General features: G+C 67.1%; 13 protein-coding genes. 7 read left to right on the top strand and 6 right to left on the bottom strand.

Features of this window, described 5'->3' with window-relative positions:
- Nucleotides 1-163 precede the first annotated feature (163 nt).
- Nucleotides 164-1,471, bottom strand: coding sequence for a cell wall hydrolase (locus tag EV560_RS32770; RefSeq protein ID WP_248312322.1), 1,308 nt, complete (start codon nucleotides 1,469-1,471; stop codon nucleotides 164-166).
- Nucleotides 1,472-1,709: 238 nt separating this feature from the next.
- On the opposite strand from EV560_RS32770, the gene EV560_RS32775 reads away from it, so the two are divergent.
- Entirely contained in the window at nucleotides 1,710-2,948 is a 1,239-nt protein-coding gene (locus EV560_RS32775; protein WP_131860057.1) for an MFS transporter, read from the top strand.
- 273 nt (nucleotides 2,949-3,221) lie between these two features.
- Nucleotides 3,222-4,208, top strand: a complete 987-nt coding sequence (acuI, locus tag EV560_RS32780; protein ID WP_131860058.1) for an acrylyl-CoA reductase (NADPH) — start codon at nucleotides 3,222-3,224, stop codon at nucleotides 4,206-4,208.
- A 46-nt stretch (nucleotides 4,209-4,254) separates the two neighbouring features.
- On the opposite strand, the gene EV560_RS32785 is transcribed toward acuI, so the two are convergent.
- Nucleotides 4,255-5,160, bottom strand: coding sequence for a LysR family transcriptional regulator (locus tag EV560_RS32785; RefSeq protein ID WP_131860059.1), 906 nt, complete (start codon nucleotides 5,158-5,160; stop codon nucleotides 4,255-4,257).
- Nucleotides 5,161-5,286: 126 nt separating this feature from the next.
- Nucleotides 5,287-6,279 carry an L-threonylcarbamoyladenylate synthase gene (locus EV560_RS32790; protein WP_131860060.1) on the bottom strand — a complete coding sequence of 331 codons (993 nt, stop codon included), beginning with the start codon at nucleotides 6,277-6,279 and terminating at the stop codon, nucleotides 5,287-5,289.
- A gap of 163 nt (nucleotides 6,280-6,442) precedes the next feature.
- On the opposite strand from EV560_RS32790, the gene EV560_RS32795 reads away from it, so the two are divergent.
- Entirely contained in the window at nucleotides 6,443-8,218 is a 1,776-nt protein-coding gene (locus EV560_RS32795; RefSeq protein WP_131860061.1) for an acyl-CoA dehydrogenase family protein, read from the top strand.
- 224 nt (nucleotides 8,219-8,442) lie between these two features.
- Here the strand turns inward: EV560_RS32795 and EV560_RS32800 are convergent, their stop codons facing one another.
- The gene (locus tag EV560_RS32800; protein ID WP_131860062.1) at nucleotides 8,443-9,231 is read right to left on the bottom strand and encodes a class I SAM-dependent methyltransferase; all 789 of its coding nucleotides are present in this window, start codon (nucleotides 9,229-9,231) and stop codon (nucleotides 8,443-8,445) included.
- Nucleotides 9,232-9,311: 80 nt separating this feature from the next.
- On the opposite strand from EV560_RS32800, the gene EV560_RS32805 reads away from it, so the two are divergent.
- The 4 genes from EV560_RS32805 to EV560_RS32820 all read left to right on the top strand — a co-directional run bounded on the left by EV560_RS32805 (nucleotide 9,312) and on the right by EV560_RS32820 (nucleotide 13,282).
- Nucleotides 9,312-10,166: an SDR family NAD(P)-dependent oxidoreductase gene (locus tag EV560_RS32805; protein ID WP_131860063.1), complete on the top strand. Its 855-nt coding sequence runs from the start codon at nucleotides 9,312-9,314 to the stop codon at nucleotides 10,164-10,166.
- A 12-nt stretch (nucleotides 10,167-10,178) separates the two neighbouring features.
- Entirely contained in the window at nucleotides 10,179-11,039 is an 861-nt protein-coding gene (locus tag EV560_RS32810; protein WP_131860064.1) for an SDR family oxidoreductase, read from the top strand.
- Nucleotides 11,040-11,234: 195 nt separating this feature from the next.
- The gene (locus EV560_RS32815; protein WP_248312323.1) at nucleotides 11,235-12,254 is read left to right on the top strand and encodes a magnesium transporter CorA family protein; all 1,020 of its coding nucleotides are present in this window, start codon (nucleotides 11,235-11,237) and stop codon (nucleotides 12,252-12,254) included.
- A gap of 71 nt (nucleotides 12,255-12,325) precedes the next feature.
- Nucleotides 12,326-13,282, top strand: coding sequence for a DMT family transporter (locus tag EV560_RS32820; RefSeq protein WP_131860112.1), 957 nt, complete (start codon nucleotides 12,326-12,328; stop codon nucleotides 13,280-13,282).
- Between the two features lie 127 nt (nucleotides 13,283-13,409).
- Here EV560_RS32820 and EV560_RS32825 read toward each other — a convergent pair whose 3' ends face one another.
- On the bottom strand, nucleotides 13,410-14,840 hold the full coding sequence (locus EV560_RS32825) for a TRAP transporter large permease (protein ID WP_465247063.1): 1,431 nt from the start codon (nucleotides 14,838-14,840) through the stop codon (nucleotides 13,410-13,412).
- A complete protein-coding gene (locus EV560_RS32830) occupies nucleotides 14,837-15,451 on the bottom strand; it encodes a TRAP transporter small permease subunit (protein ID WP_131860114.1) in 615 nt (204 codons plus the stop codon). The genes EV560_RS32825 and EV560_RS32830 overlap by 4 nt, the downstream gene beginning before the upstream one ends.
- Nucleotides 15,452-15,789: the final 338 nt, after the last annotated feature.

Raw genomic sequence — 15,789 nt, forward strand, 5'->3', positions numbered from 1 at the left:
CGGACGGCGCGCGAGTTAGGCTGTGTCGTCTGAGACTGCTTGCGGTGCGTTCCCAGGCTGGCTTACCGGGCGACACAGCCAGCTCCGATTTCAGGATCTGTTGCCACTTGATCCTTCGTTCATTGCCATTTGAAACTTCGCGCTACAGCGACAGACTACCGGCCTAAGTCTGCCCCGGCCTCAGCTTGTAGAAGACGTGGCGGCCGATCACGTCCATTTTCTTGAGCTTCTTCGCCCAATACGGCCGGACATAGTCGGCATGGTAATGCGTGGAGGCGCCGACTTCCGCGAGATAGGTCGTGCCCTCATAGACCTCGCGCGCGATGCGGACCGAGGCGCGCCACGGCTCCGGTTCGGTGATGCGCAGCGACTTGCCCTCGCAGGCGAAGGTGAACTGGCAGGCGAGATAGCGGTTGCGGTTCTGGTAGACCGTGCCGCAGACGGTGTTCGGATAGAGCCCGCTCTTCACCCGGTTGAGCACGACCTGCGCCACTGCGGCCCGGCCTTCGTCCGATTCCGAGCGCGCCTCGAAATAGACGGCCTCGGCCAGGCAGCGCTGTTCCTTAGCCATGTCCTCCGGCACGATCAGCCCGGTATAGATCTCGCGCGGGCCGGGATCGGCCTTGCCGACCAGGCTGCTCGACGAGGTCGTGCCGCGCGAGACCAGGCTCGGCTTGGCGACGTTGCCGAGCGCCGGCGCCTGCGGGGGCGGCGGCAAGGTCGCGACATTGTAGTTGACCGACGGGGTCGTCGAGGACGAGGAGGACGAGCGCGGCACCGATGGGGAGGAGCCATCGATGCTTTCCAGATGCAGCTCGGCCTGGCGCGGCGAGGTGATGACCGGCTTCAGCGAGCTCAGCGGCGAGGAATCGGAGAGCGCCGGATCGGTCAGCCCTTCGTCGAAGGGCAGGGGCTCGAAGCCGACCGGCGGGTCGGTGAGCTCATGCTCGCGGATGGCATCGAGGGAGAAGCCGCCGGAAATCAGCCCCGGCTGGTTGTCGCCGAAGACGATGGCCTCGAGCTCGCGCGGCGGCGCTTTTCCGGAGAGTGTCGGCCGCAGGCCGGGCAGCGGGTCGCCCTTATGGCTGCGATCGACCTCGGGGAAGACGCCGACGACGCGTTTCATGTCCTCGCGCGGCAGGCGTGGATCGACGACGACGCGCCGTTCGGGATCGTCGAAGGAGAGATGCGCCTGCTGGAAGGAGGAGGAGAGCGACAGGCCGGGCAGCCGGAAGGCGCTGGCCGCGACCAGCATCGAAGGCCCCTCGTCGAGCTCGGACAGGATCGCCGGCGCGACACGCGGCACGGCCGAAAGCGGGGCGCTGTCGAGCGCCGCATTCTGCCCGGCGGAGGCGGTGAAGGAGACGAGCATGCCGAAGGACAGGGCCCAGGGCGCGACCGTCGCCAGCGCCCATTTGACCTTGAGCGATCCGGCCCGCCGCTTACGCCGATGCAACCGCAACTGACTCAAGACTGCTCTGCCCGCCCTGACGACATGATACCGGTGGCGCGGATTCGTGCGCTTTCCGACGAATCCGTTATCGGTCCGGTAGGGTTGAGGGCCGGTTAATGCCGCCGCGAAAATTCGGCGCCGCGACCGGTCGCATGAGCCGGCGTGATGCTGCGCCTAACGAAAACGCGTTGTTCCACCACTCTCTCAGACGCTAACGTGCAGCCACACGATCCCCGAATCCTGGCGGAGATACCCCATGAACGCGGCTCCCCAGCGCAGCTATGCGCCGGAAATCATTGTCGCTGCCGGCTGCCTGATTGCGCTCATCACCTTCGGGCCGCGCGCCAGCGCCGGCCTGTTCCAGATCCCGATGACCGTGCAGTTCGGCTGGGGCCGCGACACCTTCGGCCTGGCGCTTGCGATCCAGAACCTGCTCTGGGGCCTCGGCGCGCCCTTCGCCGGCGCGATCGCCGACCGATTCGGTACGGTACGCGTGCTGTGCGCCGGCGCGCTGCTTTATGCTGCCGGCCTCGTCATGATGGCCTATGCCTCGACGCCGCTGCAGCTCCATCTCGGCGCCGGTGTGCTGATCGGCTTCGGCCTCTCGGCCTGCTCCTTCAACCTCGTGCTCGCCGCCTTCGGCAAGCTCCTGCCCGAGAGCTGGCGGCCGATGGCCTTCGGCGCCGGCACGGCGGCCGGCTCCTTCGGCCAGTTCCTGTTCCCGCCGATCGGCAACATCCTGATCGACACGCTCGGCTGGCAGCAGGCGCTCGTCGTCTTCGCCTTCACCCTGCTGCCGGTGCTGCCGCTGACCGTCATCCTGGCGACCCGCAAGCTCGGGGGCTCGGGCGCGCAGCAGGCCGCCGCCGCGAACCTGCCGAACCAGACCGTCGTCCAGGCGCTGACCGAGGCCTTCAAGCACCGGAGCTATGTCTTCCTGGTGCTCGGCTTCTTCACCTGCGGCTTCCAACTCGCCTTCATCACCGTCCATATGCCGGCCTATCTCAAGGATGCCGGCCTGCCGGCCTGGGTCGGCGGCTGGACGCTGGCGGTGATCGGCCTCGCCAACGCGGTCGGCTCGCTCTCCTCGGGCTGGCTTTCGACGCGCATGCCCAAGCGCCATTTGCTGGCCTGGATCTATTTCGGCCGGGCGGTGGCGATCGCCGCCTTCATCCTCTTGCCGGCGAGCCCGGCGACGGCGCTCGCCTTCGGCGTGGTCATCGGCCTGTTCTGGCTCTCGACGGTGCCGCCGACCTCCTCGCTGGTCATGCTGATGTTCGGCACCAAATACATGGCGATGCTCTACGGCTTCGCGTTTTTCTCGCACCAGGTCGGCGGCTTCCTCGGCGTGCTGCTCGGCGGCGTGCTCTATGAGCGCTTCGGCTCCTACGAGATCGTCTGGTGGCTTTCGGTCGCGCTCGGCGTCGCCTCGGCCCTGATCAACCTGCCGATCGTCGAGAAGCCGGTCGAGCGCGCGGTGCCGCAGCCGGCCTGAGAGCATGTTCCGCAAAAGTGGGAACCGCTTTTGCGCTGATCCGGCCCGGATTCTGATCGTTCGACCGATTCCTGTAGAAGGGATTGCGCGCTGACGCGCCGGCTTGCCGCTTGCGGGCGGCGGCGGGGCGGGGTCATCTGCCTGCCGACTAGAGCATTTTCGAGCGAAGTGGATACCGGTTCGCGTGAAGAAAATGCCTCAAACAAAGGGATGGAGAATCTTCGCGGTTCGGAGGAGCGCGGAAATGCTCTGGTGCATGGCAGGAGAGAACCGATGACGACCTTCAAGGCCCTGGTCGCGACAAAGGGCGAGAGCGGAACCAACCTCGCCTTCACCGATTTCGCCGAAGCCGACCTGATGGAAGGCGATGTCACCGTCCGCGTCACGCATTCGACGGTGAACTACAAGGACGGGCTTGCCGTCACCGGCAAGGCGCCGGTCGTGCGCCGCTGGCCGATGATCCCCGGCATCGATTTCGCCGGGCGCGTCGAGAGCTCCAGCCATCCCGGGTTCAAGCCGGGCGATCTCGTCGTGCTCAACGGCTGGGGCACCGGCGAGACCCATCTCGGCGCCTACGCCCAGAAGAGCCGGGTCAAGGGCGACTGGCTGGTGCCGCTGCCTGCCGGCCTGAATCCGGACCAGGCCATGGCGATCGGCACCGCCGGCTTCACCGCAATGCTCTGCGTGCTGGCGCTCGAAAAGCATGGTCTGAAGCCCGCCGACGGTCCCGTCGTGGTCACCGGCGCGGCCGGCGGGGTCGGTTCGGTCGCGATCGCGCTGCTCGCCAAGGCCGGCTGGCATGTCATCGCCTCGACCGGCCGGGCCGAGGAGGGCGACTACCTGAAGAGCCTCGGCGCGGCCGAGATCATCGACCGCAACGAGCTTTCCGGCCCAGGCCGCCCGCTCGGCAAGGAGCGCTGGATCGCCGGCGTCGACGCGGTCGGCTCGCATACGCTCGCCAACCTGCTCTCGATGACCAGATATGGCGGCGCCATCGCCGCCTGCGGCCTGGCGCAGGGCATGGACCTGCCGGCCTCGGTCGCGCCCTTCATCCTGCGCGGTGTCTCGCTGCTCGGCGTCGATTCGGTGATGTGCCCGAAGCCGCGCCGGCTCGAAGCCTGGGCGAGGCTCGCGGCCGATCTCGACCGCGACAAGCTCGCGGTCATCACCACGACGATCCCGCTGGAAAGCGTGATCGAGACCGGCAAGGCGATCGTCGAGGGCAAGGTCAGGGGACGGGTCGTGGTCGAGATCGGCTGAGATGCCGACCCTCGCCCGGGCGCAATCGCTGCGGTCGGCCTGAGCCTCAGCCGGTACCTTCCAGCAGCCCGCGCTTCTTCGCCAGCTCGCTGCCGCAGAAATCCATGAAGGCGCGCACCCGTGGTGCGTGCCTGATATCGGGATGCGTCAGGATCCAGACCCCGGTCGAGAAATCGGGATTGGGCGGCGTCAGGCGGATCAGGCAGGGGCGCTGGTCGGCGATGAAGCAGGGCAGGGGGCCGATGCCGATGCCCTGCTCGACCGCCTCGGTGAGGCCGAGCACGGCCGAGCTCTTCAGCGCGATCCGCTCCGGCTGCACGCGGTCTCGGACATAGCGCGCCGCCTTCACATAGCCGAGCTGGTCGCCGAGCGTCACCCAGTTGCGCTCGAGCAGCGCGGCCGGGTCCGCCGTCTCTTCCGGCGTCAGGCCCTCGTCCTTGCGGGCGTAGATCGCCCAGGACAGCGTCGCGATCCGGCGCCCGACCAGCGTCTCGCCCGGCGAATCGCTGGCGCGGATCGCGACATCCGCATCGCGCTTGGAGAGGTTCAGCGTCTGGTTGCCGATGGCGACATCGAGCCTGATCGCTGGATGCATCTGCCGGAACATGGCGAAGATCGGCAGCAGCATGTTGAGATAGAGCGTGTCGGTCGTCGTCACCCGCAACTCGCCGGAGGGCGTGACGTCGCGCCCGGCGAGTCGGCGGTCGAAGGCGGTGACATCCTCGTCCATCCTGGCGGCGAGCGCGGTCATCTCCTCGCCGGCGACGGTCGCGACATAGCCGGTCTTGCGCCGTTCGAAGAGCGGCAGGCCGAGCTGCTCCTCGATCTGGCCGAGCCGGCGGAACACGGTGGAATGGTTGACGCCGAGCGCCTGCGATGCGCCGGTCAGCCCGGCATGGTCGGCAATCGCCTTGACCAGCCTGAAATCGTCCCAGGCAAGATTGGCTTTCATCGGCGCGAACTCCTCACGCCAAAAGCAACGCGATATCTTGCGCAATTGCAAGGTGCGTTTGCAAGCTCAGCCATCCACTCTCAGCGCATCGGGCCGCAGCGGATTGCGGTTTTCGGACAATGCCGACTAGCGCGGCGCTGCCGCCCGCCGCAGCCGGTCGTTGATCGCCTCGCCCAGGCCGTGCTCCGGCACCGACGCGACCGCGATGGCCGCCGGCCTCTGCGCGTCGAGCCGGCGCATGAAGCCGAAGAGATTGGCCGCGGCTTCCGCCAGATCGCCGGTCGGGCTGAGATTGAGCGCGATGGCGGGCAGGGTGCAGCCTTCAGGCTCCGGCCCGAAGCCGAGCCAGGCCTCGTCGGCGCGCGGCGCCGCCGCGTCCAGCCGCACCTGCGCTGCCGGCGCATAATGCGAGGCGAGCAGGCCGGGCGAGATCGGCGCCGCTCCCGCTTCGCCGGCGAGCACGAGCGAGCGCCCGATCACGCCCTCGATCGCGGCGCGCGGCACGCCGCCGGGGCGGAGCAGCTTCGGCGCGCCGTCGAGGCAGGAGATGATGGTCGATTCGACGCCGATCGAGGTCGGTCCGGCATCGAGCACGGCGTCGATCCGGCCGTCGAGATCGGCCAGCGCATGCGCCGCGCTGGTCGCGCTGACCCGGCCGGAGCGGTTGGCGGAGGGCGCCGCGATCGGCCGCCCGACCGCCTCGAGCACCGCATGGGCCAGCGGATGCGCGGGCACGCGCAGCGCCACCGAGTCGAGCCCGGCCCGTGCCAGTTCGCTCACCGTGCAGCCTGAGGAGACCGGCACGACCAGCGTCAGCGGCCCCGGCCAGAAGGCTTTCGCCAGCGCCAGCGCATTGGCATCGAACAGGCCCTCGCGCCTGGCGGCTTCGATACTCGGCAGATGCGCGATCAGCGGGTTGAAGCTCGGCCGCTCCTTGGCGGCGTAGATGCCGGCGACGGCCTTGCCCGAGGTCGCGTCGGCCGCGAGCCCATAGACCGTCTCGGTGGGCAGCGCGACGAGCCCGCCTTCGCGCAGCAGGCGCGCGGCCTCGGCGATGCCCTCCGCATCGGTCGAGAGCCGGCTCGTGGCGCGGGAAGTGGTTGACGTTGAATGGTTCATATATAAACTAATTCTGGCGCGTGCACGATCGGCGGAAAGTCGGGAGGCTGGCGCGTGGCGAAGGGGATAGTTCGTCGCTAACATCGCCGTCAACGCAGCAATGGCGGATCGAGACCTTCGAAGGGCGGTTCGCCCGGCAGCGAAGGCGTTCAGGGAGAAGGTCATGAGCTATCGCGCCCCGGTCGAGGATATGATCGCCACCATGCGCCATGTCGCGGGGCTGGACGGGCTGATCGGTGACGGGCTCGCGCCCGAGCTCGATGGCGGCATGAGCGAGGCGATCCTCGACGAGGCCGCGAAATTCGCCGCCGAGCGCCTGGCGCCGCTCAACGCCGTCGGCGACAAGCACGGCTCGACCCTGAAGGACGGCGTCGTCACCACCCCTCCGGGCTGGAAGGAGGCCTATCGGGCCTGGGCCGAGGCCGGATGGAATTCGCTGCAGGCGCCGGAGACCTATGGCGGCCAGGGCTTGCCGGTTTTGCTGCAATCGGCCTGCACGGAGATGTGGAACTCGGCCGCCTTCGCCTTCGCCCTCGGCCCGCTGCTGACGGTCGGCGCGATCGAGGCGCTTTATGCCCATGGCTCGGAGGAGCTGAAAGAGACCTATCTCGCCAAGCTCGTCTCCGGCGAATGGATGGGGACGATGAACCTGACCGAGCCGCAGGCGGGCTCCGACCTCAACGCGCTGCGCTCCAGGGCCGAACGCGCCGGCGACGGCACCTACCGCATCACCGGCCAGAAGATCTTCATCACCTATGGCGAGCAGGACATGACTGAGAACATCGTGCATCTCGTTCTTGCCCGCCTGCCCGATGCCCCTCCCGGCACGCGCGGCATCTCGCTGTTCCTCGTGCCGAAATATCTGGTCAACAACGACGGCACGCTCGGCGCCCATAACGACCTGCGCTGCTCCGGCATCGAGCACAAGCTCGGCATCCATGCCTCGCCGACCTGCTCCATGGCCTATGGCGACAAGGACGGCGCGATCGGCTGGCTGATCGGCGAGGAGAATCGCGGCCTCGCCTGCATGTTCACGATGATGAACAATGCCCGCCTCAATGTCGCGATCCAGGGCGTGGCGATCGCCGAGCGCGCCTATCAGCATGCGCTCGCCTTCGCCAGGGAGCGCCGGCAGGGCACCGCGCTCGACGCACCGAAGGGGGCGCCGATGAGCCCGATCATCGTACACCCGGATGTCCGCCGCATGCTGATGGACATGCGCGCCAAGACCCAGAGCGCCCGCGCCATTTCCTACCTGCTGGCCGAGGCGCTCGACCGTTCGCATCGCGAGACGGATGCGGGCAGGCGCAAGGCCGCGGCCGAGCGCGCCGCGATCCTCACCCCCATCGCCAAGGCCTATGCGACCGATATCGGCATCGAGGTCGCCTCGACCGGCATCCAGGTCCATGGTGGCATGGGCTATGTCGAGGAGACCGGCGCGGCGCAATATCTGCGCGATGCCCGGATCGCGGCGATCTACGAGGGCACCAACGGCATCCAGGCCATCGATCTCGTGCTGCGCAAGCTGCCGCTGTCCGGCGGCGAGGCGGTCAAGGCGCTGATCGCCGAGATGCGCGGCGTCGCAGCCGAGGTCGCGGCGGCGAACACGCCGGGCTTCGGCCACACTGCCGCGCGGCTTGCTGCCGCCATCGACGCGCTGGAGCGCGCGACGCAATGGCTGCTGGCGACGATGGGCGCGAAGCAGGCCGATGCGCTGGCCGGGGCGACGCCTTACCTCAAGCTCTTCGCGCTGGCGCAGGGCGGCACCGGGCTGGCGAAGAAAGCCCTCGCCATGCGCTCCGAGGAGAACGGCGCGGCCGCGCTCGCCACCGCCCGCTTCTACGCCGAGCACGCCGTCCCCGAAGCCCAGGCGCTGGAGCTGGCGGTGACCGAGGGCGCCGGCGCGGTCGAGGATGCCGCTGCGGTCTTCGCGGCGTGATTTCGACATCGAAGCAGTTCGGCCGGGCGGGCGGTGTTCTTGAGAGCCTGCGGGTAAGCCAGTGTCTGCAAGGAAGACCGTCATTGCGAGCGCAGCGAAGCAATCCAGGGGCCGCCGAGCGCTACGAGTCTGGATTGCTTCGCTGCGCTCGCAATGACGGCGGAGGAGCGGCCACGCAGCGGCTAACGCGTCCCGCCAACCTCGAGAGAAGCGCCTTTTCAGGCTCAGGCCGGCTTCCGCACCCGCAGGTGCAGGAACAGCGGCCCGACGCGCAGGTCGGCGAGGTAAGGCACGGCCTCGGCCGTCGCCGCGTCGACCGTCGGCTCGTCCACGTGCTCGATGGAAAAGCCCGTCGCGACGATCAGGTTGAGCCATTCACTCAGCGTGCGGTGGAAGCGCGGCACGCGGAACGGTTCGACCTTGGCCTTCTCGTGCTCCGGCGCGGTGCCGAAACGCCAGGTCTCGACATCGCCCTGCACCGCGCCGAAATAGCCGCCGACCTCGATCGCCCGCACCCTGCCGTCGGGTTCGCGCAGCACCTTGCGATAGGGCGGCGAGAAACAGGGATGCAGGATCGAGAATTGCAGGAAGCCGCCGGGCTTGAGCACGCGCCCGGCCTCGGCGAGGACGCGATGCTGCTCCGGCATGTCCATCAGCGACATGAAGGCGGTGGCGAAATCGAAGCTCTCATTCGCGAAGGGCAGGGCCATGCCGTCGCCGACCTGGTAGGCGATACCGAGCGGCTGGGCCGCTTCCGCCTCCTGCGCATGGCGGATGAAGGTCGGCGCGATGTCGATGCCGGTCATCGCCGCGCCGAGCTCCGCGAGCTTGCGCGTGTTGAAGCCCTCGCCGCAGCCGATATCGAGGCCGCTCGACCCCACCACCGGCGGCAGGTTCGCCAGGAACACGGGTGTGTTCACCTCGTCGCGGTAGCGGTCGTAGCCGGAGCGCGCGTGGCGCGTCCAGGTTTCCGCATTGGCCTCCCAGCAGGCCGCAACTTCGCTCGCATCCATGGCTCGTCTCGCTCTTCGGGGGAGGGCGGCTCTAGGCGATCACGCGCCGCGCCGCCAGCAGAAAAGCGGGCTTTCTGGCGATGAAACATGACAGCCCGATCAAGCCGCTCGCGGACAAGATCTGCCTGGTCGCCGGCGCGTCGCGCGGGCTCGGCCGTGGCATCGCCAAGGCCCTGGGCGAAGCCGGCGCGACGGTGATCGTCACCGGCCGCTCCAGCGAGGCCGGTCCGCGCACGGACCAGCGCCTCGAGACCTTCGAGGATACGGCGCGCGAGGTCGAGCTCATCGGCGGCAAGGGCCATCCCTATCGCTGCGACCACACGCAGGAGCGCGAGGTCGATGCGCTGGTCTCCTGGGCGTTGCGCCGCTTCGGCCGGCTCGATTGCGTCGTCGACGCGGTCTGGGGCGGCAATGAGGGCTATGATGGCGAGCGCTATCCGGACGGCTCCAATTTCGGCACGCCGTTCTGGCGCCGGCCGGTGGCGCGGCTCGGCGAGAGCTTCGAGAGCGGCGTCTACGCGCAATTGCTGCTGGCGCGTGCCGTCGCGCCGGCCATGGTGCAGATGCGCAACGGGCTGATCGTCACGGTGAGCTTCGACACCTCGGCCTATCTCGGCGATGCCTTCTACGATCTTGCCAAAGTGGCGATGAACCGGCTGACCCTCGCCATGGGCACGGAACTCAAGCCGTTCGGCGTCACTGCGCTGGCCCTGTCGCCCGGCCATGTCCTGACCGAGCGTGTGCGAGACGCAGGCATGGCCGAAGAGACCACCGAGTCGCCGCTCTATGCCGGCCGCGCCGTCGCAGCGCTCGCGGCGGATCCGCATGTCGCCCGCCATGCCGGGCAGGTTCTGCACGTGGCCGATCTGGCGCGCGCCCATGGCTTCACCGACCAGGACGGCACGCAGCCGGCCCGGTTCACCATTCCAGGCTGATTGGAGACGACCATGTCGCTCAAGAACAAGACGCTCTTCATCACCGGCGGTTCGCGCGGCATCGGGCTTGCCATCGCCATCCGGGCGGCGCGCGACGGCGCCAATGTCACCATCGCGGCCAAGACGGCCGAGCCGCATCCCAAGCTGCCGGGCACGATCTACACTGCCGCGGCCGAGATCGAGGCGGCCGGTGGCAAATGCCTGCCGCTGATGGTCGATGTCAGGGACGAGCAGAGCGTCGCCGAGGCGATCGCCAGGACCGCCGAGACCTTCGGCGGCATCGACATCGTCGTGAACAATGCCAGCGCGATCCAGCTGACCAACACCCAGATGACCGAGATGAAGCGCTTCGATCTGATGCACCAGATCAATACGCGCGGCACCTACATGGTCTCGAAATACGCGATCCCGCATCTGGAGAAGGCCGGGAATCCGCATATCCTGATGCTGTCGCCGCCGCTCGACATGAAGACGCAGTGGTTCGCGCCGCATCTGGCCTATTCCATCGCCAAATACGGCATGAGCCTGTGCGTGCTCGGCCTCGCCGGCGAGCTCGCGCCGAAGGGCATCGCGGTGAACGCGCTCTGGCCGCGCACCACGATCGCGACGGCGGCGGTGCAGAACTTGCTCGGCGGCGACAAGATGGTGCAGGCGAGCCGCACGCCGGAGATCCTGGCCGACGCCGCCCATATGATCTTCAGCAAGCCCTCCCGGCAGTTCTCCGGGCATTTCCTGATCGACGACAGCTTCATGGCCGGCGAGGGCGTCACCGACTTCTCCGGCTATCGCGTCGACCCCTCCGTGCCGCTGATGCCGGACTTCTTCGTGCCCGCCGACAGCAAGCCGCCGCAGGGCGTGAAGGGCGGGGTTTGAGACGCTTTCCGTCATTGCGAGCACCCGGGTCTTGCCTATGGCAAGCCCGGGTACAGGCTCCGCGAAGCAATCCAGGAGGCCTCGCTCCACGCCCCCTGGATTGCTTCGTCGCTGCGCTCCTCGCAATGACGGGTTAGCGCGTCATCGGTTTGACATCGCAGCAGGATTGGAGTTCTTGCGCCGCAGCAAAACGGCATGTTCGCCGCCGCTGAAAGTCTCGCCGCCATGCTTCTGATCCACGGCATCTGCCCGGAGACAGGCGACCGCCTGATCCATCGCACGCTGACCAAGGACGAGCCGATCCCCGGCGGCTCGGCCTGGATCGACCTGCTCAATCCGACGGCGCCCGAGGACAAGAAGGTCGAGGCCCATCTCGGCATCTCGATCCCGACGCGCGAGGAGATGCACGACCTCGAGCCGTCGGAGATCATCTATACCGAGAACGGCGCGCATTACATGACGGCGCGGGTGATCTGCCAGTCGGATACCAACGTCCCCAAGCTCGCCGACGTCACCTTCATCCTGACCGAGGCCTCGCTCGTGACCGTGCGTTATGACGAGCCAGGGGCTTTCGGCATCTTCCTCAACCGGGTCACCAAGCCGGGCGGCTGCGGCGTCCAGCCCGAAGCGATCATGGAAGGCATCATCGAGGCGATCGTCGATCGCGCCGCCGAGGTGCTGCGCGGCGTCGGCGACCGCGTCGACAACGCCTCGCGCCGCATCTTCGCCGGCCGCTCGTCGGACGTGGAGCAAGGCGGCGCCTATCAGGCGGTGATCCAGAAGATCGGCCAATACGAGCACATCATCTCCAATGTGCGCGAGAGCATGGTCTCGATCGAGCGCGTGCTCCTCTTCCTCTCGGCCAATTACAAGCGGCCGAAGAAGGCGACGAGCGGCTTCTCGCCGGAATGGCGCACCTCGATCCGCGACGTGCAGGCCATCGAGGAGCACGCGACCTTCCTGTCGAACAAGCTCCAGTTCATGATGGACGCCACGCTCGGCCTGGTCAGCATCGAGCAGAACAAGATCATCAAGCTCTTCTCGGTCGTCTCGGTCGCCCTGATGCCGCCGACGCTGATCGCCTCGATCTACGGTATGAACTTCAAGGCCATGCCTGAGCTGGACTGGAGTTTCGGCTACCCGATGGCGATCGGCCTGATGGTGCTGTTCGCGGTGCTGCCTTACATGTTCTTCCGCTGGAAGAAGTGGTTGTAGGGGAAGCAAGTATTTCCTGTTCGCCGCGCCGCCGGTTCCTGCTAAGCTCTAGTCGAGCGGGGGGACAGGCCATTCAAGCGCTGCCAATAGCTCATCCAGGCGAAGCGAAGGCGCCCGCGGGCGCCGCGACACCGCTCGCCTATCCCATGGCGGTTCTGTGCTGGTTTCTCTCGGCCGGCGTCTACATCGCCGCCAAATGGGCCGCTCCCGAGATGCCCTCCTGGGCGCTCTGCTTCTGGCGCCTGTCGCTCGCCTGCCTGATCCTGCTGCCGATCGTGCATCGCCATCACGGCGCAATGCTTGCGCTGATCCGAACGCGCGCGACCGAGGTCGTGATGATCGGCGCCATCGGCCTGACCCTGTGCCAGGGCATGATCTTCACCGGCCTCAACTATACCAACGCGACGACCGCCGGCATCATCATGGCGCTGTCGCCGATCATGACGATGGTGCTCGCCCGCTTCGTGCTTGGCGAGCCTCTCGGCCCGGCCAAGGCGCTCGGAGCAGCGCTCGCCCTCATCGGCATGGTGGTGATCGTCGCGCGCGGTGACCTCTCCATGCTGCTGCGGCTCCAGTTCAATCCCGGCGAATTATGGATCGTCGGCAGTGCGCTCTGCTGGGGCCTCTACACCGTGCTGCTGCGGCGCTCGAAATTCGGCATCGAGCTGCTGCCGATGGTCGTGCTGCTGCTCGGAGCCGGTGCGCTCGCCGCCTTGCCGTTCTACCTCTGGGAAATGACCTCCGGCGCGCGCATGAGCCTGCATGCCGACGGGCTCCTGGCGCTGGCCTATGTCGCCGGCCCCGGCGGCGCGCTGATGTATTATCTCTACAACCGCAGCGTCGAGAGCCTCGGCGCCAGCCGCGCCAGCATGCTGCTCTACCTGCAGACCGTTTTCGTCGCCGTGCTCGCCTATCTCATCCTCGGCGAGCGCCTGCACGATTTCGACCTCGCCGGAGCGGCCTTCATCGTCGCCGGCATCGTGCTGGCGACGGTCGTCAAGCCGAAGGTGCGTGCGGAACCCGCATAGGCCTTGGCCGGTATCCGCGGTGCCTGCTTCCGACCATGGCCGCGAGCGGGCCGCCCCCAAGGGGCCACCCGTCAACGCAGCCCGCGCCGGGCCTTCCCCGGCCGGTCCGCTTGGCTCCCCTGGCGTGTTACTGCTGCCCCGGCAAGGGCGGGAGCCCAAATCCGCCGTCGACGCCCGGGATGTTGTTCAGGATGTCGTTGACCCTGGACGGGTCGATCTTGATCGGCGCTTCCAGGAAATAGGTCACGATCTGCGGGAAGGCGATCATCAGCGCTACCAGCATCAGCTGCAGCACGATCCAGGGGATCGAGCCCATGTAGATGTCGGAGGTCTTCACCTCCTTCGGCGCGATGCCGCGCAGATAGAACAGCGCGAAGCCGAAGGGCGGGTGCATGAAGGCCGTCTGGATGTTGGCGCAGATCAGCAGGCCGAACCAGATCAGGTCGATGCCGAGCTTGGTCGCGACCGGCGCCAGCAGCGGGATGATGATGAAGGCGATCTCGAAGAAGTCGAGGAAGAAGGCCACGAAGAACACGAAGATCATCGTGAAGGTCAGGAAGCCGACCTGGCCGCCAGGCATGTTCGCCAGCATGCTCTCGATCCAGTGGCCGCCGCCGACGCCCTGGAAGACCAGGCTGAAGACACGCGCGCCGATCAGGATGAAGGTCACCATGGCCGTGAGGCGCATGGTCGAGGCCATGCCCTGGTAGCACAGCTTCCAGGTCAGGGTGCGGTACATCCAGGCGAGCAGGATAGCGCCGACCGCGCCCATGGCGCCGGCTTCCGTCGGCGTGGCCAGGCCCATGAAGATGGTGCCGAGCACCAGGAAGATCAGCGCCGCAGAGGGGACGATGCCGCGGATCGCCTTCCACAGCAGCGGCCAGCCCTTCAGGGTCCGCGCCTCCGGCGGCAGCGCCGGCACATGGTCGGGACGGATGAAGCTGAGAACCAGCACCCAGCCGCAGAACAGCACGAGCTGGACGATCGAGGGGCCGATTGCGCCCATGTACATGTCGCCGACCGACTTGCCCATGACGTCGGCGAGCACGATCAGGACGAGCGAGGGCGGGATCAGCTGCGTGATCGTGCCCGACGCCGCGATCACGCCGGTGGCATGCCGCATGTCGTAATTGTAGCGCATCATCACCGGCAGCGAGATCACGCCCATCGCGATGACCGAGGCCGCGACCGTACCGGTGATCGCGCCCAGGATCGCGCCGACGAAGATGACGGCGTAGGAGAGGCCGCCGCGGATCGGGCCGAAGAGCTGGCCGATCGAATCCAGCAGATCCTCCGCTAGCCCGCAGCGCTCGAGGATCGCGCCCATGAAGGTGAAGAACGGGATCGCGAGCAGGAGATCGTTCGAGACGATCGAATAGAGCTGGAAGGTCAGGTTGCCGAGATAGTTCGGCGCGATGACGCCCATCTCGATCGCGATGAAGCCGAAGAACAGGCCGACAGCGGCGAGCGAGAAGGCGGCGGGATAGCCGATCAGCAGGAAGACGACCAGCCCGCCGAACATCAGCGGGCTCAGGTTGTCGCGAAACGTATCCATCATTGCAGGGGCTTTTCGTAAGCGTATTCGTGTTGATGGAAGCCACGGATCGCGGCCGCGCGCTTGATGATTTCGGAAAAGCCCTGAACGGCCACCATGGTGAACCCGAACGGCAGGAGCACGATGACGGGCCAGCGGATCAGGCCGCCGGCATTGGTCGAGCGCTCGCCGAGCGTCCAGACCTGAACGAACCATCCCCAGGTGAAGTAGATCAGGACGATGCACATCGGCATGAGGAAGACGATGCCGCCGATGAAATCGACCCAGTGGCGGCCCTTGTCGCTATAGAGCCCATAAAGCAGGTCGACGCGGACATGCTCGTTGACCCGCAACGTGTAGGCGGCGCCGAACAGCACCATGCCGGCGAACATGTACCATTGGCCTTCCAGGAAGGCGTTGGCATAGAGGCCATAGGCCTCGATCGCCGGCATCAGCCAGGTCAGCAGCGGATGGAAGGCGGCTTGGCCCGGATCGGCCAACACGTTCCGGATCGGCGTCAGCGAATAGCGGACGATCGCATTGCCGGCACTCAGCAGGCAGCAGAGCAGCACCAGCCAGTTGGCGATGACACCGAGCACGCCGCCAATGGCGTCGATCGGGGTCGTCAGCCACATCAGTTGGCGGCAGAAGACGTATACGACAAGCCCAAGCGCGACCATCGCGCCAAGCACACCGGTAGCCAGGGCAATTTTGTCCAAACCCATCCCCCTGGGATCACTATTGCCTGTCCCAACCGGGCAGGTCGGCGGCTCTTAGGCATTCTGGGGACAGAAGACAATTCGGGCTTTCGATCTACGACGCCCGTCGGCGAACGCTTGCCTGCCGGCGTCGCGGCGGCGCTACGTCATCCGCAAATATCCGAAACGGTCTGGAAGCTGGGATTGTCGCTGCGAGACGGCTCGAGCAAGCTCGATTTCAGGTGGCGGCACGCCAGAATTGTGCTCATGATCGG

It is taken from the genome of Allobosea sp. BK604, assembly GCF_004341515.1.
In the GTDB taxonomy this organism is placed as follows: Bacteria; Pseudomonadota; Alphaproteobacteria; order Rhizobiales; family Beijerinckiaceae; genus Allobosea.